Annotated in this window: 20 protein-coding genes; 11 read left to right on the forward strand and 9 right to left on the reverse strand. The window is 60.9% G+C overall.

Features of this window, described 5'->3' with window-relative positions:
- Window positions 1-25: 25 nt before the first annotated feature.
- Complete coding sequence (locus AC0IYN_RS12740; protein ID WP_406596656.1) at window positions 26-973, reverse strand: choline ABC transporter substrate-binding protein; 948 nt, start codon at window positions 971-973, stop codon at window positions 26-28.
- A 415-nt stretch (window positions 974-1388) separates the two neighbouring features.
- On the opposite strand from AC0IYN_RS12740, the gene AC0IYN_RS12745 reads away from it, so the two are divergent.
- On the forward strand, window positions 1389-2765 hold the full coding sequence (locus AC0IYN_RS12745; RefSeq protein WP_406596657.1) for an L-serine ammonia-lyase: 1377 nt from the start codon (window positions 1389-1391) through the stop codon (window positions 2763-2765).
- Between the two features lie 546 nt (window positions 2766-3311).
- Complete coding sequence (gene gbdR, locus AC0IYN_RS12750; RefSeq protein WP_005792167.1) at window positions 3312-4415, forward strand: choline metabolism transcriptional regulator GbdR; 1104 nt, start codon at window positions 3312-3314, stop codon at window positions 4413-4415.
- A 96-nt stretch (window positions 4416-4511) separates the two neighbouring features.
- Here gbdR and AC0IYN_RS12755 read toward each other — a convergent pair whose 3' ends face one another.
- The 6 genes from AC0IYN_RS12755 to AC0IYN_RS12780 form a co-directional block, all read right to left on the reverse strand.
- Window positions 4512-4775: a hypothetical protein gene (locus tag AC0IYN_RS12755; protein WP_028618238.1), complete on the reverse strand. Its 264-nt coding sequence runs from the start codon at window positions 4773-4775 to the stop codon at window positions 4512-4514.
- Window positions 4776-5134: 359 nt separating this feature from the next.
- Window positions 5135-6295: a gamma-butyrobetaine dioxygenase gene (locus tag AC0IYN_RS12760; protein WP_457240567.1), complete on the reverse strand. Its 1161-nt coding sequence runs from the start codon at window positions 6293-6295 to the stop codon at window positions 5135-5137.
- A gap of 27 nt (window positions 6296-6322) precedes the next feature.
- The gene (locus AC0IYN_RS12765; RefSeq protein WP_406596659.1) at window positions 6323-6799 is read right to left on the reverse strand and encodes a thioesterase family protein; all 477 of its coding nucleotides are present in this window, start codon (window positions 6797-6799) and stop codon (window positions 6323-6325) included.
- Between the two features lie 13 nt (window positions 6800-6812).
- A complete protein-coding gene (locus tag AC0IYN_RS12770) occupies window positions 6813-7778 on the reverse strand; it encodes an L-carnitine dehydrogenase (protein ID WP_078050496.1) in 966 nt (321 codons plus the stop codon).
- Between the two features lie 145 nt (window positions 7779-7923).
- Entirely contained in the window at window positions 7924-8811 is an 888-nt protein-coding gene (cdhC, locus tag AC0IYN_RS12775) for a 3-dehydrocarnitine:acetyl-CoA trimethylamine transferase CdhC (RefSeq protein WP_471841646.1), read from the reverse strand.
- Window positions 8812-8884: 73 nt separating this feature from the next.
- Window positions 8885-9829: a choline ABC transporter substrate-binding protein gene (locus tag AC0IYN_RS12780; RefSeq protein ID WP_406596662.1), complete on the reverse strand. Its 945-nt coding sequence runs from the start codon at window positions 9827-9829 to the stop codon at window positions 8885-8887.
- Window positions 9830-10022: 193 nt separating this feature from the next.
- Here AC0IYN_RS12780 and AC0IYN_RS12785 point away from each other — a divergent pair, with 193 nt between their 5' ends.
- Both AC0IYN_RS12785 and AC0IYN_RS12790 read left to right on the forward strand, forming a co-directional pair.
- On the forward strand, window positions 10023-10967 hold the full coding sequence (locus AC0IYN_RS12785) for a GlxA family transcriptional regulator (protein ID WP_458376031.1): 945 nt from the start codon (window positions 10023-10025) through the stop codon (window positions 10965-10967).
- 68 nt (window positions 10968-11035) lie between these two features.
- On the forward strand, window positions 11036-12214 hold the full coding sequence (locus tag AC0IYN_RS12790) for an AAA family ATPase (RefSeq protein WP_406596663.1): 1179 nt from the start codon (window positions 11036-11038) through the stop codon (window positions 12212-12214).
- Between the two features lie 117 nt (window positions 12215-12331).
- Here the strand turns inward: AC0IYN_RS12790 and AC0IYN_RS12795 are convergent, their stop codons facing one another.
- Window positions 12332-12748 carry a DUF3010 family protein gene (locus AC0IYN_RS12795; protein WP_457239341.1) on the reverse strand — a complete coding sequence of 139 codons (417 nt, stop codon included), beginning with the start codon at window positions 12746-12748 and terminating at the stop codon, window positions 12332-12334.
- Window positions 12749-12965: 217 nt separating this feature from the next.
- Here AC0IYN_RS12795 and AC0IYN_RS12800 point away from each other — a divergent pair, with 217 nt between their 5' ends.
- The gene (locus AC0IYN_RS12800) at window positions 12966-13262 is read left to right on the forward strand and encodes a helix-turn-helix domain-containing protein (protein WP_033898040.1); all 297 of its coding nucleotides are present in this window, start codon (window positions 12966-12968) and stop codon (window positions 13260-13262) included.
- Complete coding sequence (locus tag AC0IYN_RS12805) at window positions 13259-14497, forward strand: type II toxin-antitoxin system HipA family toxin (protein WP_406596665.1); 1239 nt, start codon at window positions 13259-13261, stop codon at window positions 14495-14497. Before AC0IYN_RS12800 ends, AC0IYN_RS12805 begins: the two co-directional genes overlap by 4 nt.
- A gap of 3 nt (window positions 14498-14500) precedes the next feature.
- On the opposite strand, the gene AC0IYN_RS12810 is transcribed toward AC0IYN_RS12805, so the two are convergent.
- Window positions 14501-14902, reverse strand: a complete 402-nt coding sequence (locus AC0IYN_RS12810) for a lysozyme inhibitor LprI family protein (RefSeq protein ID WP_034109800.1) — start codon at window positions 14900-14902, stop codon at window positions 14501-14503.
- Between the two features lie 219 nt (window positions 14903-15121).
- On the opposite strand from AC0IYN_RS12810, the gene AC0IYN_RS12815 reads away from it, so the two are divergent.
- The 5 genes from AC0IYN_RS12815 to etfA all read left to right on the forward strand — a co-directional run bounded on the left by AC0IYN_RS12815 (window position 15122) and on the right by etfA (window position 22123).
- Window positions 15122-16099, forward strand: coding sequence for a dipeptidase (locus AC0IYN_RS12815; RefSeq protein ID WP_015886257.1), 978 nt, complete (start codon window positions 15122-15124; stop codon window positions 16097-16099).
- Window positions 16100-16168: 69 nt separating this feature from the next.
- Complete coding sequence (locus AC0IYN_RS12820; protein WP_016977793.1) at window positions 16169-16699, forward strand: DUF5943 domain-containing protein; 531 nt, start codon at window positions 16169-16171, stop codon at window positions 16697-16699.
- Window positions 16700-16714: 15 nt separating this feature from the next.
- On the forward strand, window positions 16715-18775 hold the full coding sequence (gene dgcA, locus AC0IYN_RS12825) for a dimethylglycine demethylation protein DgcA (protein WP_406596666.1): 2061 nt from the start codon (window positions 16715-16717) through the stop codon (window positions 18773-18775).
- Between the two features lie 184 nt (window positions 18776-18959).
- Entirely contained in the window at window positions 18960-20903 is a 1944-nt protein-coding gene (gene dgcB, locus AC0IYN_RS12830) for a dimethylglycine demethylation protein DgcB (protein ID WP_471841652.1), read from the forward strand.
- Window positions 20903-22123 carry an electron transfer flavoprotein subunit alpha gene (gene etfA / locus AC0IYN_RS12835; RefSeq protein ID WP_471841655.1) on the forward strand — a complete coding sequence of 407 codons (1221 nt, stop codon included), beginning with the start codon at window positions 20903-20905 and terminating at the stop codon, window positions 22121-22123. Before dgcB ends, etfA begins: the two co-directional genes overlap by 1 nt.
- The last annotated feature ends 9 nt before the right edge of the window (window positions 22124-22132 follow it).

Raw genomic sequence — 22132 nt, forward strand, 5'->3', positions numbered from 1 at the left:
CGCACCGGCCTGGGGTCAGCGGGTGTTATTTGGCGAGATAAGCTTTGACGGCCTCCAAGCCTGGTTTGCCATCAACCGTGGTCACGCCGGCGAGCCAGGTGTCGAGCACTTGCGGGTTGGCTTTGAGCCACGCCTTGGCGGCGGCATCGGGTTTTTGTTTTTCGTCCAGGACTTTACCCATCAGGGTGCTTTCCATGTTCAGGGTGAACACCAGGTTTTTCAGCAACTGGCCCACGTTGCTGCATTCCTGGGTGTAGCCCTTGCGGGTGTTGGTGTAGATGGTGGCCTGGCCGTAGTTGGGGCCGAACGAATCGTCACCCCCGGTCAGGTACTTCATCTTGAAGCGGGTGTTCATCGGGTGCGGTTCCCAGCCGAGGAACACGATGGCCTGGTCGCGCTTGGTGGCGCGTTCGACCTGGGAGAGCATGCCGGCTTCGCTGGACTCGACGACTTTGAAACCGGCGGTTTTCAGGCCGAAGGCGTCTTTGTCGATCAGGGTCTGGATGGTGCGGTTGCCGTCATTGCCCGGCTCGATGCCGTAGATCTTGCCGCCCAGCTCATCCTTGAATTTGGCGATGTCGGCGAAGTCCTTGAGGCCCTTGTTGTACAGCGCTTCCGGGACGGCCAGGGTGTACTTGGCGTTCTCCAGGTTGGCGCGCACGGTTTCCACGGTGCCGGCATCACGGTACTGCTTGATGTCGTTTTCCATGGTCGGCATCCAGTTGCCGAGGAAGATGTCCATGTTCTTGCCGTCGGCCAGGGACTTGTAAGTCACTGGTACCGAAATCATCGTGGTGCGCGGCTTGTAGCCCAGGCCCTTGAGGATCTCGCTGGTGGTCGCGGTGGTGACAGTGATGTCGGTCCAGCCGACATCGGAGAAGTTGACGGTCTGACATTGTGCCGGTTCTGCAGCGTGCGCCAGGACTGGCAGACTCAGCATGGCGGCCAACAACAACGAGGGTGAACCTTTCATAGGGCTAGACTCCTGTGTTTTTTCTGGCGGCCTTCGCCGCGCTTTATAAGTGTTGCGGTTGGTGCGTGCGACAACAGCTCTGGCACGGTGCCTTGCAAACGAGTCGAGACTGATCATGTACCAGTGAAAATCTGACGCCTACAGGGGGCGTCGTATCCAGTACAGGGATGGTCGTATCCAGTGTCGGTGACGTCGCTTACAGATTTTTCCAGCGGCAAAACTGCAGGTTTTGCCCATCTGCACCGCTAAAAACGGCCAAAACAGGCGATCGCACGGGCGCGACGCTGGTGAGCATGAGTGCGTCGGTGTGAGACGCCGTGACGGCCAGTAAAAGCTTGATGATGCCGCCATCTGGGCGATCTGAGCGTAGCAGCTCCTTGGTGTCCGGCCTGCTCACCTGCGGAGTCCCACGTTAATGGCTATCAGCGTTTTCGACCTGTTCAAGATCGGCATCGGGCCTTCTAGTTCTCACACCGTCGGCCCCATGCGCGCCGCGGCGTTGTTCGTCCAGGCACTGCGTGAACGTGAACTGTTGGAACAAGTCAGGCGCGTCGAAGTTCAGCTCTACGGCTCGTTGTCGGCCACTGGCATCGGCCACGGCAGCGACACCGCGACCATCATGGGCCTGATGGGCGAGTGGCCGGATGCGATCGATCCGTCGCAAATCGGCGTGCGCATCCACACCCTGCGCGAGACCGACACACTGCTGCTGGATGGGCGTTTGCCAGTGCCTTTTGTATGGGCACGGGACATGCGCCTGCTCGACGAAAACCTGCCGTTCCACCCCAACGCCATGACGCTGGTGGTGTCTGGTGATGACGGCGAGCTGCACCGCGACACTTACTATTCAGTGGGCGGTGGTTTTGTAGTGGATGAAGCCCAGGCGCAGAGCGGCGTGGCGGACATGGACCGCACCGAGCTGCCTTATGATTTCTCCAGCGCGGTCGAGCTGTTGCAGCTGTGCAAGACCCACAACCTGCGCGTCGCCGAATTGATGCTGGCCAACGAAAAGGTCTGGCGCTCCGAAGAAGAAATCCGCAGCGGCCTGATGAAACTCTGGCGCGCCATGCAGGACTGCGTGGAGCAAGGCCTCAAGCACGAAGGCATCTTGCCCGGTGGCCTGAACGTGCGCCGTCGTGCGGCCAAGTTGCACCGCAGTTTGCAGGAGCTGGGCAAGCCGAACGTGATTGGCTCGACCTTGAGCGCCATGGAGTGGGTCAACCTGTTCGCCCTGGCGGTGAACGAGGAAAACGCCGCCGGTGGGCGCATGGTGACCGCGCCTACCAACGGCGCGGCAGGGATCATTCCGGCGGTGCTGCACTACTTCATGAAATTCAGTGAAGAAGTGACGGAAGCCAACGTGGTCGACTACCTGCTGGGTGCGGCGGCGGTGGGGATCCTGTGCAAGAAGAACGCCTCGATCTCCGGTGCCGAAGTCGGTTGCCAGGGTGAAGTGGGTTCGGCCTGCGCGATGGCCGCCGCCGGTTTGGCCGAGATCCTTGGCGCCACGCCGGAGCAACTGTGCAACGCCGCCGAAATCGGCCTGGAACACAACCTCGGCCTGACCTGCGACCCGGTGGGTGGGCTGGTGCAAGTGCCGTGCATCGAACGCAATGCGATTGCGGCGGTGAAGGCAATCAACGCGGCGCAAATGGCGCTGCGTGGCGACGGCCAGCACTTTATCTCCCTGGACCGGGTGATCCGCACCATGCGCGATACCGGGGCGGATATGCATGACAAGTACAAGGAAACATCGCGGGGTGGGTTGGCGGTCAGCGCGGTCGAATGTTGAGACCGCGTCGCCTGTATTCGCGAGCAAGTCGAATCGTCGCACCGCCGCTCCCACGTTTGATCGAGTTCCAACATGAGAACGCGGCCAAGTGTGGGAGCGGGCTTGCTCGCGAATACGGTAGTCCAGACAACACTGCGCATAAAGTGAACACCCGGATGCAAAAGCGCCACCTTTTAGCGCGTCGCAAACAGATAAGTAGCTCCCAAACGATTTCTCGCCCGACCACCCGTCACCTGTGCGTGTGGTGACAGACTTCTCCTACGCCCTCAAAGCGCCTTCCCACAAGTGCTACCGATCTGCTCACACACCTTGAGCAGGCTCGCTCTGACGTCCTTTTCGGGGCATATCCCGTACTTCGCGCGCGGGCTTATTTAGACGGGTCAGCAGGTCGTTTTTAGGAGTTATTGGACGGCCATTCAAGTTTAGGCATGGCATTTGCTCTATCTACACAAAGCGTCTCGCCATAGGAGTTTCCTTAAGGTGCAGAGCGCAATAACAAGAGCCTCGCCTGAGGCCATCACCCGCTTTGTGTGAGGAGATACCGCGATGACGTCGTTCAACTCCGGGGCCCAACCCCAGAACCGTGCGCCTCAATCCATCGGCTTTTTGCTGCTGGACAATTTCACGCTGATTTCCCTGGCCTCCGCAGTCGAACCCCTGCGCATGGCCAACCAGCTCTCCGGTCGCGAGTTGTATCGCTGGACGACCTTGAGCGTTGACGGAAACCAGGTGTGGGCCAGCGACGGTCTGCAAATCACTCCCGATGCCTCCATGCACAAAGCCCCAGCCCTGGACACCGTGATCGTGTGCGGCGGCGTGGGTATCCAACGCACTGTGACCCGTGAACATGTGTCGTGGTTGCAAAGCCAGGCGCGCCAGTCCCGTCGCCTCGGCGCGGTATGCACCGGCAGTTGGGCCTTGGCCTGCGCCGGTTTGCTCGATGGCTTTGATTGCAGCGTGCACTGGGAATGCCTGGCGTCGATGCAGGAGGCCTTCCCCCGCGTGGCCATGAGCACACGCTTGTTCACCCTCGACCGCAACCGCTTCACCAGCTCCGGCGGCACCGCGCCGTTGGACATGATGCTGCACCTGATCAGCCGCGACCACGGCCGTGAATTGTCGGCGGCGATCTCCGAGATGTTCGTGTACGAACGCATCCGCAATGAACAGGATCACCAGCGTGTGCCGCTCAAGCACATGCTCGGCACCAACCAGCCGAAGCTGCAGGAAATCGTCGCGCTGATGGAAGCCAACCTGGAAGAGCCGATCGACCTGGACGAACTGGCGGTGTACGTCGCCGTATCGCGTCGCCAGCTTGAGCGCTTGTTCCAGAAATACCTGCACTGCTCGCCGTCGCGCTACTACCTCAAGCTGCGCCTGATTCGTGCACGACAGTTGCTCAAGCAAACACCGATGTCGATCATCGAAGTGGCGTCGGTGTGCGGGTTTGTGTCGACGCCGCACTTCTCCAAGTGCTACCGCGAATACTTCGGCATTCCGCCACGGGATGAACGCGTGGGCTCCAACACCACCCAGCAAGTGGCGATGATGCCGATTCCGCAGGCGCTGGTGCTGTCACCGTTGTCGGGGCCGATGTCGGCGTTGAGCCAGGCGCGCAACGAGTCGACGTTTGCCAGTGTAAGGCTCTAGACCGAGGGGGCTTCATCGCAGGCAAGCCAGCTCCCACATTGTGATCTGTGAATACATTCAAAATGTGGGAGCTGGCTTGCCTGCGATGGCGTTTTATCAGGCGCCGGAGTTCTGTTTGAACTGCACCAACGCCGGCAACAGCTGCTTGTCGATTGCCTGCCGCACGGCCGGCAGAATCGTCGCGCTGCCGGTGTACATCTGCTCAACCATGCCCTTGAGGGCCTTGGCCCGCGCCGGGCTCAAACCGCGCACGGCGCACTCGCAGGCCTGTTCGGCAGTGGCGCCACTGGACACTTCGAAACCCAGCGAGCGCAGTTGGCCCAGCAGGTCATCCTGGTCAATCAAATCCGCATGCATCATGACGTTTATCCTGGTGAAGGGAGCGGGGTTTGACTTGGATTCTGGTAGCCGCTCAATCGGTCGGCAAGGGCAGATTGCACGAATGCCTCAGATGGCTATGAGCAGGTCGTTTTCGGGCCATTTACCAACAGAAGTAATAGGCACACTGAATGCCAGGCAAGCAACTTGAAGGTTTGGTCACCCTCTGGATGTCGCGCCACACAAAGCACTCTGCCCCGATCTTGTCACGGCTGGATCGGGGCTTTTTTTGCCTGGGATTTGTGCTGATTACACGGACGCCATCGCCGGCAAGCCGGCTCCTACAGGGCAACGCATTCCAAATGTAGGAGCCGGCTTGCCGGCGATGGCCGCGCCACGGTCTAGCGCTGCAACACCAGGATGCGCGAGAGCAATTCATCCCGGTCGATATAGCACCCCTGAAAATGCCGCGCCCCCGAAGTGGGATCAAAAGCATTGCGTGCATGCAAGGTGCGGCGGTTGTCGAAGCACCACAACTCGCCCGGGTTCAGGCGCTTGACCAGCCTAAAGCGATCCTCCCGCGTCATCGCGATAAACCGCCGGTAGGCCCGATACAGCAACGGCATCTGCTCCACACTGGCCTCGAACGGCCCACGCAAAAAGTTGGCCATGCGAATCTCCGCCACCTCCCCCAACGCATCCAGCGCAATGATCGGTGCCAGGCGGCGATAGTCGCTGTGACGGTCCTTGTTGCGAAACTCCACGGGTATTTCACACAGTGCGCGAAACGCTTCGGGGTCTTCTGTGCGCAACGCGTGAGCGATGGCAAACCCATCGACAAAAATGCTCTCGCCGCCGCTGGCATCGTTCACCAGGCAATGCAGGAATTGCAGGCCCGGTTGCAGCTCCCGCGTGGGCAGATCAGTGTGCAACGGCAGGTTGAAAGCGGTGTAGGCATTGCTGTCGGCATCGGCCTTGGATTGCACATTGAACAGCACGCCGAAGTTGCTCTCGCGGATGAAGGATATGCGCTTGGCGATCAGCGCCAGGGAGCCGGGCTCGGTTGGGACGCCTCGGATTTGCGTCAAGCCTGAATCGCGCAGCGCCAGCAACCATTGCAGTAGCGCGTTCGGGTCTTCCATGACGGCCTTGTATTCGAACGCCGGCAGTTGGAAGCGACTGTCCCACAGCTGCGATTGGGGCTTTGCCGCACGGCGTTCGGCACGGGATTCATCGTCGTAGGCATGGGCCCGCAGCCAGCCGGGATCGTATTGGCTGCGGTGCCCGCCGCTCCATTCCAGGCTCAGATTGCCTTGATCAATGCATGCAGAGGCCGCACTGAGAGTGGCATCCACGTCGACAATCTCCAGCACCTGCTCACGGGTCACGCTGTACACACATTCCGTGCACGGGCAGTTGTCCCGCAGCCACTGATGATGAAACGGGCTGACCCGTCCATCCACCCACTGCACAAGGATTTGATCTTCCAGCACCCGCACGTCCGCGATGTCGCAGATCGTCGGGTAAGTACGGAAATCGGCAACAGCGGCGGCAGTTTGCATGGTGGCTCCTTATGGTTTTTTGGGTGGCTATTTTTTCAGCGGCAGTCCAATCACTCGGCCAAGCAGGGCGGGGCGCGGCAGGTCGGCCTGCGCCGCACTGATGGCCGTGAGTTGTTGCAATGTCGCCTCGGTGAACGGCGCCGAATTCGGGCCCGCCAGATCAACGTGCAGCAGCATCTGCTCGTTGCCCGCCAGCTCCTTTTCATCTCCCACTAAATGCAGGCTGTGATAGAGGTGCAGGCGCTTGGCATCAAAGGCGACCAGCTGCGTATGCACCTCCACCTCGGCGCCGAGTTTCACTTCGTGCAGGTAGTTGAGGTGCAACTCCAGGGTGAACAGTGAATGGCCGCTGGCTTCGCGGTTTTCGCTGTCCAGGCCCAGGGTGTCCATCAGCGCGTCGGTGGCGTAGCTGAAGATCAGCAGGTAGAACGCGTCGCGCAGATGGCCGTTGTAGTCCACCCAGTCGGGGACGATTGTGGTGGTGTAGGTGGTGAGTGCGGGCATGTCTGGGCTTCCGTTATTCGGCGAAGGTCATGCCGTGCTTGGCCTTGGTGGTTTTCACCGCCTCCAGCACCGCCAACAGGCAATCATCACGATAGCGCTCCAGCGCCGAAATGCTGTGCTTGCCCAGTTGATCGCTGGTGCCGTCGACTACATCGTCGATCAGCTTGTCGGTCAGCTCCGGCGCCGGCAGGTAGGTCCACGGCAATTGCAGTGCCGGGCCGAACTGCGCCATGAAGTGGCGCATGCCGGCGTCGCCGCCGGCCAGGGTGTAGGTCAAGAAGGTACCCATGAACGACCAGCGCAAGCCCGCGCCAAAGCGGATCGCGTCGTCGATTTCGCCGGTGGTGGCTACGCCGTCATTGACCAGGTGCAGGGCCTCACGCCACAGCGCTTCAAGCAGGCGGTCGGCGATAAAGCCTGGGACCTCCTTGCGCACGTGCAGAGGGCGCATGCCGAGGGATTCGTACACCTTGATCGCGGCTTGAACAGCCTCCGGCGCGGTGTTCTTGCCGCCGACCACTTCCACCAGCGGCAGCAGGTAAACCGGGTTGAACGGGTGGCCGACCACGCACCGCTCAGGGTGGGTCGAGCCCTCGTAGAACTCGCTCGGCAACAGGCCGGACGTGCTCGACCCAATCAACGCATTCGGCTTGGCGGCAGCACTGATCTTGCTGTGCAGGTCGAGTTTCAGTTCCAGGCGTTCCGGGGCGCTTTCCTGGATGAAGTCGGCGTCTTTCACACACTCTTCAATGGTGGCGACAAAGCGCAGGCGGTCCTGGGACGCACCCGGGGCCAGGCCTTGTTTTTCCAAGGCGCCCCAGGCATTGGCGACCCGTTTGCGCAGTGCTGCTTCGGCACCGGGCGCCGGGTCCCAGGCGACCACATCCAGGCCGTGGGCCAGGGCACGGGAGACCCAGCCGCTGCCGATGACACCGCTGCCGAGGGCGGCGAAGGTTTTGATTTCTGTAATAAAGCTCATGGGCCACATTCCTGAGGAGTTCGGTGATTTCTTGTGGGAGCGGGCTTGCTCGCGAATGCAGTGTGTCAGTTGATGCATTCGGTGCTGATTCACCGCATTCGCGAGCAAGCCCGCTCCCACATTTTTGATGCGTTTCGGCAGAGGGTTACCCGCGTTTGGTGAGGCCCATCTTCACGCGGCCTTCGGCCGGGGTCATGACCCGTGCACCCAGGCGGCTGAGGATTTCGCTCGCCCGTTCCACCAACTGGCCGTTGGTGGCGAGCACGCCTTTGTCCAGCCACAGGTTGTCTTCCAGGCCGACCCGCACGTTGCCGCCCAGCAGCACCGCTTGCGCCGCCATCGGCATTTGCATGCGGCCGATGCCGAAGCCGGCCCACACGGCGTCGGCGGGCAGGTTGTCGACCATGGCTTTCATGGTGGTGGTGTCCGCCGGCGCGCCCCATGGGATGCCCAGGCACAGTTGGAACAGCGGGTCGTCGAGCAGGCCTTCCTTGATCATCTGCTTGGCGAACCACAAGTGACCGGTGTCGAAGATTTCCAGCTCGGCTTTTACGCCCAGCTCCTGGATGCGCTTGGCGCCCGCCCGCAGTTGCGCGGGGGTGGAGACGTAAATAGTGTCGCCATCGCCGAAGTTCAGCGTGCCGCAGTCCAGGGTGCAGATTTCTGGCAGCAACTCTTCGACGTGAGCCAGGCGGGTCAGCGGGCCGACCAGGTCGGTGTTGGGGCCGAATTCCATCGGGTTCTCGCCGCCGCCGATCTCCAGGTCGCCGCCCATGCCGGCGGTGAGGTTGACGATGATGTCAATGTCAGCCTCACGGATGCGTTCCATCACTTCGCGGTACAGGGCGACGTCGCGGCTGAACTTGCCGGTTTCAGGGTCGCGCACATGGCAGTGCACAACGGTGGCGCCGGCCTTGGCAGCTTCCACGGCGGCGGCGGCGATATGTTTGGGGGTGACCGGCACGTGTGGGCTGCGGCTGGTCGTGTCGCCAGCACCGGTGAGTGCGCAGGTGATGATGACGTCGTGGTTCATTAGGCGGTTCCTTACAGGCGTGGTGGTGCCGTTCGCAGCCCGGTTGAGCTGCGAAACGGTGGTTCAGAAAAAGTTATTTGCTGGTCAGTTGCAGGTTGGTCGCGGCCGGTTTGCCGTCGAAGGTCGTCACGCCTTCCAACCAGCGCGCCTGGTCTTGCGGGTGATCCTTGAGCCACTGCTTGGCGGACTCGATGGCGTCCTTGTGATCCAGCAACGGCTGCATCATCCGGCTCTCGTCAGCGGCGGTGAAGGTGAGGTTGGTCAGCAGTTTGTGCACGTTCGGGCATTGCTCGGCGTAGTTCGGCGCGGTGACGCTCCACACGGTGGCCATGCCTTCGTTCGGGCCCAGGGCATCGTCGCTGCCGGTCAGGTAGGTCATGGCGACGTTGACGTTCATCGGGTGCGGCGCCCAGCCGAAGAACACCACGGCTTCCTTGCGGCGCACCGCCCGGTCGACGGCGGCGAGCATGCCGGCTTCACTGGATTCCACCAGCTGGAATTTGCCCAGGCCGAACTGGTTCTTGGCGATCATCGCCTTGATCTGGGTGTTGGCGCCCGAGCCTGGCTCGATGCCGTAGATCTTGCCGCCCAGCTCTTTTTCGAACTTGGCGATGTCGGCGAAGGTTTTCAGGCCTTTGTCTGCCAGGTAAGTCGGCACGGCGAGGGTGGCGCGGGCGTCTTCCAGACTGGGCTTGTCGAGCACCTTGACTTGCTTGGCGTCGACGAACGGGGTGATGGTCTGGGTCATCAGCGGGTTCCAGTAGCCCAGGAACAAGTCCAGGCGCTGGTCGCGAATGCCGGCGAAGATGATTTGCTGGGAGGCGCTGGTCTGTTTGGTCTTGTAGCCGAGGCCGTCGAGCAACACTTGGGTCATGGCGCTGGTGGCGATTACGTCGGTCCAGTTCACCACGCCCATGCGCACGTTCTGGCAAGATGCCGCGTCGGCAGCCAGTACGTTCGTGCTCAAGATGGCGCTGGCGCTGAGTGCGAGCACGCAGCGGCTGATCAGTCGGTTCATGGTGGATCCCTCGGCAGGTCGTTATTGTGGGGTCCGGCGTCTTTGTGCGCCGTGGGATCAAGTTACGCAGCTTGAGGGCCGACAAAACGCACGGCGGCGACCAGCTCTTGCACTGCAGCGACCTGCCCCCTTGAATCCAGCCGAGAACGGGAGTATCACAATGCCACGCTGCCCGTCCGACGAGAGCGCCACCATGTCCCAGGATTTCTACTTTCTGCTGATGCCGGGCTTCTCGGCGATCGGCTTTATCTCCGCGCTGGAACCGTTGCGGGTGGCCAATCGCTTTCGTGGCGAGCTGTACCGCTGGCATGTGTTGAGTGCCGATGGCGGCGCGGTGCTGGCGAGCAATGGCATGTCGGTCAACGCCGATGCCGCGCTGGAACCGTTGAAAAAGGGCGCGACGTTATTGGTGGTGGCGGGCTTCGAACCGCTGCAGTTCGCCACGCCTGCGCTGGAGCACTGGCTACGCCGTCTCGACCACGACGGTGTGACCCTCGGCGCCATCGATACGGGCGCCTGCGTACTGGCGCAAGCCGGCCTGCTCGACGGCCACCGCCTGACCCTGCACTGGGAGGCCATCGACGCCTTCAAGGAATCCTATCCGCACCTGACCGTCACCCAGGAGCTGTTCGAGATCGACCGCCGCCGTATCACGTGCGCTGGCGGCACTGCGTCCATCGACCTGATGCTCGACCTGATCGCCCAGGCCCATGGCCCCGACCTGGCGATCCAGGTCTCCGAGCAATTCGTGCTCGGCCGTATTCGCCCACGCAAAGACCACCAGCGCATGCAGATCGCCACGCGCTATGGCATCAACAACAAGAAGCTAGTGCAGGTGATCGGTGAGATGGAGCAGCACACCGAGCCGCCGCTGAGCACATTGGCCCTGGCTGAGGCGATCAAGGTCACCCGGCGCCAGCTGGAGCGACTGTTTCGCCTGCATTTGAATGACACCCCGAGCAACTTCTACCTCGGCCTGCGCCTGGAGAAGGCCCGGCAGCTCTTACGTCAAAGCGGTATGAGCGTGCTGGAAGTGAGCATTGCCTGCGGGTTTGAGTCGCCGTCGTATTTCACCCGCAGTTATCGCGCGCGGTTTGCCAAGTGTCCGCGCGAGGACCGGCGACGAGAGGTGGTTTGACGGCCAATTATAGTCAATTATACTCGTGACTATAATTTATAGTCCTTTCCATAATTGAGTATAAAACCATGTCCAAGCACAGCGGCTTTGTATTCCGCCGTCCCGCCCTGGCACGCAGCATTGCCGACGGCCTGGTGGGGGCCGGTATCCAGGATTTTACCTCTGGCCTGTTTCTGGCGGCGCCGCGTCGCACGGGCAAAAGTACGTTTTTGCGCGAAGACCTGATCCCGGAGTGCCAGCTTCGAGGGTGGCTGACGGTGTACGTCGATCTGTGGGCTGATAAAGAAAAAGACCCCGCAGAGTTGATTGCCAGTGCCATCGCCGCAGCGCTGGTGCCTTATGAAAAAGGTATTCGCAAGCTCGCGAAGAACATTGGGATCGAGAAACTGAGCTTTCTGCGCACCCTGTCCTGGGATTTCAGCAAGCCTCAATTGCCGGTTGGCGCGACCTTGACTCAAGCCTTGGAACTGCTGCACCACGCGGCGGAAAAAACCGTCGTCCTGGTGATTGACGAAGCACAGCATGCCTTGACCAGCGATTCAGGCATCAATGCGATGTTCGCGCTGAAGGCCGCCCGGGATCAGCTCAACCAAGGGCGTGACGAAGACGGCAGCGGTTTGCATCTGGTGTTCACCGGCTCCAATCGCGACAAGCTGGCTCACTTGGTATTGGGCAAAAGCCAGCCGTTCTTCGGGTCCAGTATTACGCCGTTTCCATTGCTGGGTAGAGAGTTCACCCAGGCCTACACCGCGCACCTCAATGCGCATCTGGCCCAGACCAACCAATTCAATGCTGCCGATATTGATGAAGCCTTTGAACTGGTCGGCCGACGTCCCGAGATGTTACGCACGATCATCGGTGAAGTGGCGCTGGAGCTGGGCGAGGCCAGTAACCTCGGCCAACTGCTGCACAGCCGCGCCGAACTGCTGCGTGCAGGCGTGTGGACCGAATTCGAAAGCGCCTGGAACACGCTCACCATCCCCCAGCGCGCCGTGCTGGAGGTGATGGTGCAGCGTTCGCAAAACAACGAACCCTTCGCGCCATTCACCGACAGCACCCTGACGGCGGTCAGCAAGGCGCTGGAGGACATGGGCAGCGATGTGGTGCCGGGCACTCAGACAATTCAGGCCTGTATTGATGCCCTGCGCGACAAGGAACTGGTGTGGAAGTCGAGCCGAGGCGGCTATGCCCTGGAGGACAAAACCTTCGGTGACTGGCTGCAACACAGGAGCCGTACACCCCGGTAAAAGGCGACACAACCCCTGTAGGAGCCGGCTTGCCGGCGATGGCGGCCGATAGATCACCGCAAGGCTTGTTGGCCTCATCGCCGGCAAGCCGGCTCCTACAGAGAGGGGCGGTGTGGCTTATTTTTTGACCAGGGCCGAGCACGCCGCTTTGTAGGCCTCATGCTGGTACTTGTTCAGCGTCGCGGGCAGTTCAAAATTGTGCTTCTTGTTCTGCGCATTAATGGTCTGCGGCGACAGCAAGGTCACCTCAACCCCGTCCAGCAACTGAAACACCCCTTCAATCTTGAACGTCGTCGGGCCACCGGCGAACTCGCCCTTCTTGCTGCGCTTCTTGATCGCGATACGCTCGACGGCGTTTTCCTGCACAAACGCCTTCACCTGGGCCGAGAAGGCTTTGACGTTGGCGGCCTCGTCGTCATCGTCGAGGGCGATTTTTTTGGTGGCCAGGGCAACGTGGGTCAGCGCCTGGTTGTCCAGGGAGGCGACAGCGATGATGGCTTCGCTGCCTTTGATTTCGATGCCGCAGGTTTTCATGGTTTGGCCTTGAAGGAGGTGAGATGGCGCAGATGGTCGCTTACCTTTCAATGGGGGTCAAAGAGACTGCAAATCAGGTTAAGGGCTTTTTGATATAAAGGGCTATATATTATCCGTTATATGATTTTTTATCGTTTATTGGATAACCTGGTATCCATTGTTAAATCTGATTATTTCGTGCCTGCTACACTTGGCAACACTCATTCGAGGTCGAACCATGGCCCTTACTCATATTCTCTACGCCCCTGGCGAGATTGCGTTGCAGATCGCAGGTAATGCCAAGGCTCTGCGGCTGAGCAAAAACCTTTCTCGCCGAGCCTTGGCAGCCCAGTCCGGAGTGGCTGAATCCACACTCAAGCGGTTTGAAACGACCGGCAAGGTGTCACTGGATGCTTTGTTACTGATCGCGATGAGTCTGGGAGTAGGGGAGCAAATGGCGAATTTGTTCAGTGCACCGCCGCCACTCAGTCTTCAGGAACTAAAAAGCCAAACCAGGCTTCGAGGACGTCGATGAAAAAAGTTTCTGCACTGCACGTGATGTTGCAGGGTTCGCGAGTGGGAGAGCTGGTAGATGCGCCTGGCCGGGGCATTTATTTTTCGTATGATCCGAGTTGGCTGGCTAACGGCTTCAACCTGGCGCCGTTGTACATGGACTTTTCTTCCGCGCCTCAGTTGGCGGCAGACACACTGATGTTTGGTGGCCTGCAAGGGGTGTTCAGCGATTCGCTGCCCGATGGCTGGGGGCTCTTGTTGATGGACCGTTTCTTTCGCACGCAATTGGGCTTCGAGCGCCGTGCGATCGGCCCATTGGACCGGCTCGCCTATATGGGAAATCGGGGTATGGGGGCGCTGGAATACAAGCCGGTGTTCGAAAAGGGGACAGAGCAGCACGAACTTGACCTGGCCTCCCTTTACCAGGCTTCACAGGAGGTGCTGTCCGGTGAAGCGAAAGAGGTGATTGAATCACTGCGCCTCGCGGGTGGCTCCCCCGGAGGGGCACGTCCTAAGGCAGTCATTGGGCTTTCATCCGACAAGACGCAAGCTGTCTCTTCATTTGGTGAGATGCCGGAAGGTTATGAACACTGGTTGATCAAATTCCGTAGCCAGGAAGAGCATCGTGACAGTGGCGCTATCGAACAGGCCTACGCTATGACGGCCCGTATGGCGGGGGTCGAAATCTCTGACTCAGCGTTACTTGAGATAGAGACAGCTACCGCAATAGAGAGGTTTTTCGTCACACGGCGCTTTGATCGCGTGGGTCTTACAAAGCGACATATGCTCACCGCCGCGGCGATTCTGTATGCCGACTTCCGTATGCCGAGCCTGGATTATGGTGACCTGTTGCGCCTGACCTTCACCATCACCAAAAACGCCAGGGATGTAGAAAAAATGGCTCGACTGATGGTGTTCAACGCGCTGGCCCACAACCGTGACGATCATGCAAAAAACTTCTCGTTCTTTGGCTCATCGACAGGCTGGCAGATGGCGCCGGCCTACGACCTGACGTTTGCCAATACCAGCGGTCGGGGGAATGAGCACACCAGCGCTTTTGCAGGTGCAGGTCAGCCATCACGCACGGTAATCAAGAAGGTCTGTGCGCCCTTCAGCTTTCTTGAGCCTGACCTCTACATCGAGCAGACGTTGGAGGCCCTATCGCAGTGGAACCAGCATTGCGTTGACCTCAATATCGACATAGTCCAGCGTGATCACCTGCAGATGGCCTTCAACTCGATAAGGAAGGCGTTTTAGCGGTCACTCCTGCCCGATCGACTCCAAAAACTCCGACCGCTCATCACTCATCCGCGCCAGGCAATCATTCTGCGCAATGGCATAGGCCTTGGTGCCGTTCACCGCCGGGAAGGTGTCCACGGCGCAGTCGGCGTCGCGCAGTTTTTCCCATTTCTGTTGGGCATCCTTCAGACGAGCGGTAATGTCGGCCAGTTTGGTCTTGTCGCTGCCATAGGTCGAACCCATGCGTTCCAGCAGGCCCTGATAGTTATCCTTGAGCAACTGCTCGGCAGTGGTTTTGTTGTAGGTGGCGCATTCCAGGGTTTGCTTGTCGTTTTCAATGCCGTCGCACGGCGTGCTGTCGGTGTCTTCGGCCGCGTGGACGCCGGTTGCGATGAGTGCCAAAGCCAGGAAAATCGATTTCATTGCGCCGTCTCATATCAGGTGATGCGGGAATTCTGGCTCAAGCGTAGGACAAAGAACAGCCGCCAGTCAGACCTCTCTTAACAGCCTTTGTCGCGGATTGACGCTTTCGGCAATTCCCCTGTCGTTTTTGCACCCGGCTCTGTCGGCCCCTGGGCATATGCTGGCCCCAAAGCGCCGGCAGACGATTCGGCGCATGAATCGCCAATAAGGGGACGCCTGATGAGCCCAGCCGAATTGCACGCCGACAGCATCGTTATCGACGGGCTGATTATTGCCAAGTGGAACCGCGACCTGTTCGAGGACATGCGCAAAGGTGGCCTCACCGCTGCCAACTGCACGGTGTCGGTGTGGGAAGGGTTCCAGGCCACCATCAACAATATCGTGGCCAGCCAGACCTTGATCCGTGAGAACAGCGATTTGGTGATCCCGGTGAAAACCACCGCGGATATCCGCAAAGCCAAGGAACAAGGCAAGACCGGCATCATCTTCGGCTTCCAGAACGCCCATGCCTTCGAAGACCAGCTCGGCTATGTGGAGATCTTCAAGCAGCTCGGCGTCGGTGTGGTGCAGATGTGCTACAACACCCAGAACCTGGTCGGCACCGGCTGCTACGAGCGCGATGGCGGCCTGTCGGGCTTTGGTCGTGAGGTCGTTGGCGAGATGAACCGCGTCGGCATCATGTGCGACCTGTCCCACGTGGGTTCCAAGACGTCCGAAGAAGTCATCCTCGAATCGAAAAAGCCCGTGTGCTACTCCCACTGCCTGCCGTCCGGGCTCAAAGAGCACCCGCGCAACAAGTCCGATGAAGAGCTGAAGTTCATCGCTGACCACGGCGGCTTTGTCGGCGTGACCATGTTCGCGCCGTTCCTGGCCAAGGGCATCGATTCGACCATCGACGACTACGCCGAAGCCATCGAATACACCATGAACATCGTCGGCGAAGACGCGATCGGCATCGGCACCGACTTCACCCAGGGCCATGGCCAGGATTTCTTCGAAATGCTGACCCATGACAAGGGCTACGCCCGCCGCCTGACCAGCTTCGGCAAGATCATCAACCCGCTGGGCATCCGCACCGTGGGCGAGTTCCCCAACCTCACCGAGACCCTGCTCAAGCGCGGCCATCCCGAGCGCGTGGTGCGCAAGATCATGGGCGAGAACTGGGTCAACGTCCTGAAGGACGTCTGGGGCGAATAAGCCACCGCATTTCTCCCCCGGCCGTTCGCGTCGGGGGCACTACCAAGAATTTTCTGGAGTTAAGTTTCCATGGCCAAGATCGCCCCGCAATTGCCTATCGAAGTCGACAGCGAAACCGGTGTCTGGACTTCCGACGCCCTGCCGATGCTGTACGTGCCACGCCATTTCTTCGTCAACAACCACATCGGTATCGAAGAAGTGCTGGGCGCCGACGCCTATGCCGAGATCCTCTACAAGGCCGGCTACAAATCCGCCTGGCACTGGTGTGAAAAAGAAGCTGAATGCCACGGCCTGGAAGGCGTCGCGGTGTTCGAGCACTACATGAAGCGCCTGTCGCAACGCGGCTGGGGCCTGTTCAAGATCCAGGACATCGACCTCGACAAAGGCACCGCCAGCGTCAAGCTCGAACACTCGGCCTTCGTCTACGTGTACGGCAAGGTCGGGCGCAAAGTGGACTACATGTTTACCGGCTGGTTTGCCGGTGCCATGGACCAGATTCTGCAAGCGCGCGGCAGCCAGATCCGCACCGTCGCCGAACAAGTCTACGGAGGCTCCGAAGAGGGCCACGATGACGGCCTGTTCACCGTCAAGCCGCTGTAAGCCGAGGACCGTGCCATGGCTTTCGAAGCAATGTTCGCGCCGATCCAGATCGGCAAACTGACCATCCGCAACCGCGTACTCAGTACCGCCCACGCCGAGGTGTACGCCACCGACGGCGGCATGACCACCGACCGCTATGTGAAGTATTACGAAGAGAAAGCCAAGGGCGGCATTGGCCTGGCAATCTGCGGCGGTTCCTCGGTGGTGGCCATCGACAGCCCGCAGGAGTGGTGGAGTTCGGTCAACCTGTCGACCGACCGCATCATCCCGCACTTCCAGAACCTGGCTGACGCCATGCACAAGCATGGCGCCAAGATCATGATCCAGATTACCCACATGGGTCGTCGCTCGCGTTGGGACGGCTTCAATTGGCCCACCCTGATGTCGCCGTCCGGCGTGCGTGAGCCGGTGCACCGTGCCACTTGCAAGACCATCGAGCCGGAAGAGATCTGGCGCGTGATCGGCAACTACGCCCAGGCCGCACGGCGCGCCAAGGCCGGTGGCCTGGACGGTGTGGAACTGTCCGCCGTGCACCAGCACATGATCGACCAGTTCTGGAGCCCACGGGTCAACAAACGTACCGACGAATGGGGCGGCACCTTTGAAGGCCGGATGAAGTTCGGCCTGGAAGTATTGAAAGCCGTGCGCGCCGAAGTCGGTGATGACTTCTGCGTGGGCATGCGCCTGTGTGGTGACGAATTCCATCCGGACGGCCTGTCCCACGAGGACATGAAGCAGATCGCCAAGTATTACGACGACACCGGCATGCTCGATTTCATCGGCGTGGTGGGCTCGGGTTGCGACACGCACAACACCCTGGCCAACGTGATCCCCAACATGAGTTACCCACCGGAGCCGTTCCTGCACCTGGCTGCCGGTATCAAGGAAGTGGTCAAGGTCCCGGTGCTGCACGCGCAGAACATTAAGGACCCGAACCAGGCCACGCGCATCCTGGAAGGTGGCTACGTGGACATGGTCGGCATGACCCGTGCACACATCGCCGACCCGCACTTGATCGCCAAGATCAAGATGGGCCAGATCGACCAGATCAAGCAGTGCGTCGGCGCCAACTATTGCATCGACCGCCAGTACCAGGGCCTGGATGTGCTGTGCATCCAGAACGCCGCGACCTCCCGTGAATACATGGGTGTGCCGCACATCATCGAAAAAACCACCGGCGTCAAACGCAAGATTGTGGTGGTCGGTGCCGGCCCGGCCGGGATGGAAGCAGCTCGCGTGGCTGCCGAGCGTGGCCACGACGTGACCCTGTTCGAGAAAAAAGAGTTTATTGGTGGGCAGATCACCACGGCGTCCAAGGCGCCGCAACGTGACCAGATTGCCGGTATCACCCGCTGGTACCAACTGGAACTGGCGCGGTTGAAGGTCGACCTGCGCCTGGGCGTGGCCGCCGATGCCGACACTATCCTGGACGTACGTCCGGACGTGGTGGTACTGGCGGTCGGCGGGCACCCGAATGTCGAGCAGAACGAACACTGGGGGGCGGCTGAAGGCTTGGTCGTGAGCAGTTGGGACGTGCTCGACGGCAAAGTCGCGCCGGGCAAGAACGTGCTGGTGTACGACACCATCTGCGAATTCACCGGCATGTCGGTGGCGGATTTCCTCGCGGACAAAGGCAGCCAGGTCGAAATCGTCACCGACGACATCAAGCCGGGCGTGGCCATCGGCGGTACGTCGTTCCCGACCTACTACCGCAGCATGTACCCCAAGGAAGTGATCATGACCGGCGACATGATGCTGGAAAAGGTCTACCGCGAAGGCGACAAGCTGGTGGCGGTACTGGAGAACGAATACACCGGCGCCAAAGAGGAGCGGGTGGTGGACCAGGTGGTCGTCGAGAACGGCGTGCGCCCGGACGAAGCCATCTACTACGCACTCAAGGAAGGCTCGCGCAACAAGGGTCAGATCGACGTCGAAGCCTTGTTCGCGATCAAGCCGCAGCCGTGCCTGAGCGAGGCGGGTGATGGGTACTTGCTGTTCCGCATTGGCGATTGTGTGGCGCAGCGTAATACCCATGCTGCGATCTATGACGCCCTGCGCTTGTGCAAGGATTTCTAGAAAACCACAGAACCACTGTGTACTCGATCTAAATGTGGGAGCTGATCAGTGTGGGAGCCGGGCTTGCCCGCGATGCAGGCGACTCGGTTTTGAGTGATACCGAGGCGATGCCATCGCAGGCAAGCCAGCTCCCACAGTGAGCCGGCTCCCATGCAGGACCTGTGTGGTCTTTGGGAGCTTCACCATGTTGAACACCTTGCTTCCTATCCTCTTGTTCGCGGCCCTGGGGCTTGCCGTACTCGGCGCCCTGCGCCGGGTGAACATGTGGCGCCGTGGCCGTGCTTCCAAGGTCGACCTGCTGGGCGGCCTGCTGGCCATGCCCAAGCGCTACATGGTCGACCTGCACCACGTGGTCGCCCGCGACAAATACATCGCCAATACTCACGTCGCTACCGCGCTGGGTTTTGTGCTGTCGGCGTTGCTCGCCATTCTGGTCCATGGCTTCGGCCTGCAGAGCCGTATCCTTGGCTATGCCTTACTGCTGGCGTCGGTGCTGATGTTTGTCGGCGCCACCTTTGTCTACCTGCGTCGCCGTAATCCGCCTTCACGTCTGTCCAAGGGCCCATGGATGCGCCTGCCTAAAAGCCTTATGGCGTTCTCGGTCAGCTTCTTCCTGGTCACCCTGCCGGTGACTGGAATCCTGCCAGCGGACTTCGGCGGCTGGTTGCTTGCAGCGTTGCTCAGCGTGGGCGTGCTGTGGGGCGTGTCCGAGATGTTCTTCGGCATGACCTGGGGTGGCCCGATGAAGCACGCCTTCGCCGGTGCCCTGCACCTGGCCTGGCACCGTCGCGCCGAACGCTTTGGCGGTGGCCGTTCCACCGGGTTGAAGCCGCTGGACCTCAGCGATAAAACCGCACCGTTGGGTGTGGAAAAACCCAAGGATTTCACCTGGAACCAATTGCTCGGTTTCGACGCCTGCGTGCAGTGCGGCAAGTGCGAAGCCGCGTGCCCGGCGTTCGCCGCCGGCCAACCGTTGAACCCGAAAAAACTGATCCAGGATATGGTCGTTGGCCTGGCCGGCGGCACGGATGCCAAGTTCGCCGGCAGCCCCTATCCAGGCAAACCGATCGGCGAACACAGCGGCAACCCGCACCAGCCCATCGTCAACGGTCTGGTGGACGCCGAGACCTTGTGGTCGTGCACCACCTGCCGCGCCTGCGTGGAAGAGTGCCCGATGATGATCGAGCACGTGGACGCCATCGTCGATATGCGTCGCCACCTCACCCTGGAAAAGGGTGCCACGCCGAACAAGGGCGCCGAAGTCCTGGAAAACCTGATCGCCACCGACAACCCTGGCGGTTTCGCGCCGGGTGGGCGCCTTAACTGGGCAGCGGATCTGAACCTGCCACTGCTCAGCGACAAGGGCAGTTGCGAGGTGCTGTTCTGGGTGGGCGATGGCGCCTTCGACATGCGCAACCAGCGCACGCTGCGCGCATTCGTCAAAGTGTTGAAAGCGGCCAAGGTCGACTTCGCCGTGCTCGGCCTGGAAGAGCGCGACAGTGGCGACGTGGCCCGTCGCCTGGGCGATGAAGCGACCTTCCAGTGGCTGGCTTCGCGCAATATCCAGACGTTGGCCAAGTACAGCTTCAAGCGCATCGTCACCTGCGACCCGCACAGCTTCCACGTGCTGAAGAATGAGTACGGCGCCTTCAACGGCAACTACCTCGTGCAGCACCACAGCACCTTTATGGCCGAGTTGATCGGCGAGGGCGCGCTGAACCTGGGCCAACACAAAGGCAATAGCGTGACCTATCACGACCCGTGCTACCTGGGGCGCTATAACGGCGAGTACGAGGCGCCGCGCCAAGTGCTGCGGGCGCTGGGCATTGAGGTCAAGGAGATGCAACGCTCGGGCTTCCGTTCACGCTGCTGCGGCGGTGGTGGCGGGGCGCCGATTACTGACATTCCCGGCAAGCAACGGATCCCGGACATGCGCATGGACGACATCCGCGAAACCGGCGCCGAGCTGGTGGCCGTGGGTTGCCCGCAATGCACGGCGATGCTGGAAGGCGTAGTCGAGCCGCGCCCGTTGATCAAGGATATTGCCGAGCTGGTGGCCGACGCATTACTTGAAGATGCAGTGCCCACCAAAGCTCCCATCAAGCGTGAACCTGCGGAGGTGCATTAATGAGCGACATTATCCGCCGCGACCCACGGGCCGAATGGATCGCCCGCAACCGACTGCACCCGCTGCACGCAGCGATGCAGCCGGTACAACACAGCTGGATGGGCCCCAACGGCGTCATCCGCAAGAACGTACATGGTGTCGGTTTTATCGGCCCCAACGGCATCAAGCGCATCGACCGCAGCGGCGCCCAGCAGGGCGGGGCAGCCAAGCGCACGGCGGCGGTGGAAGTTCAGTTGCCACTGCACCAGGTGCCTGCGCCGGCGTTCTACATCAACGTGGTGCCGGACATGGTGGGTGGCCGCCTGAGCAGCCACGACCGCGACTTGCTGGGCCTGGCGCGGCAGCTCGCCGGCAGTGACGGTGCGGTGCTGGCGGTGGTGTTTGGCGAACACAAGGAGAGCGCGTTTGCTACCGCTGGCGTCGACCGACTGCTGGTGCTGGAAGGCCATGAGTTCGACGGTTATTCACCGGAGCAGCGGGTACAAGGTCTGCGCGCTGTGGATAACCAGTTCAACCCGCGTCATTGGTTGCTGCCGGACAGCCGCAGCGGTGGCGGCGAACTGGGTCGACGCTTTGCCGCCAGCCTCAAGGAGCGCCCGGCCACACGGGTGTGGCAGATCAAGGGCGACGAGTGCATCGGCCGCGCCGGCGCTGGCCAGGAAGACTTGGCGCGGCCGCTGCCGCGCTTGATCCTGGCTGCCGCAGAATGCGCCGAGCCGGTCAGCGAAACCCGTCACGAGGCGTTACCTGTAGAGTTATCCACAGCGTTGGCGCGCAGCCTGCCGCGTATCGAGGACCTCGGCGCGGTAGCCGTGGACCCGGCGGCGATTCCCATGGCCGAGGCGGAGTTCATTTTCTCCGGTGGCAATGGGGTGAAGGACTGGGGGCTGTTCCACCAGACTGCCGCTGCATTGGGCGCCACCGAAGGCGCTTCGCGGGTGGCGGTGGACGATGGCTTCATGGCGCGTGATCGCCAGGTCGGCGCCAGCGGCACCTGGGTCACGGCACGGGTGTACGTGGCCGTGGGCATTTCCGGGGCGATCCAGCACCTTCAGGGCATTGGCGCCTGCGACAAAGTAGTGGTAATCAACCTCGACCCTGGTTGCGACATGATCAAGCGTGCCGACCTCTCGGTGATCGGCGAAAGCGCCGCGATACTGCAAGCCTTGATCGCTGCGGTAGAGGCCTACCGTAACGGCGCCAAGCGCGATGCAGCTTAAGGAGATGGC

Source organism: Pseudomonas sp. AC112 (assembly GCF_979253545.1).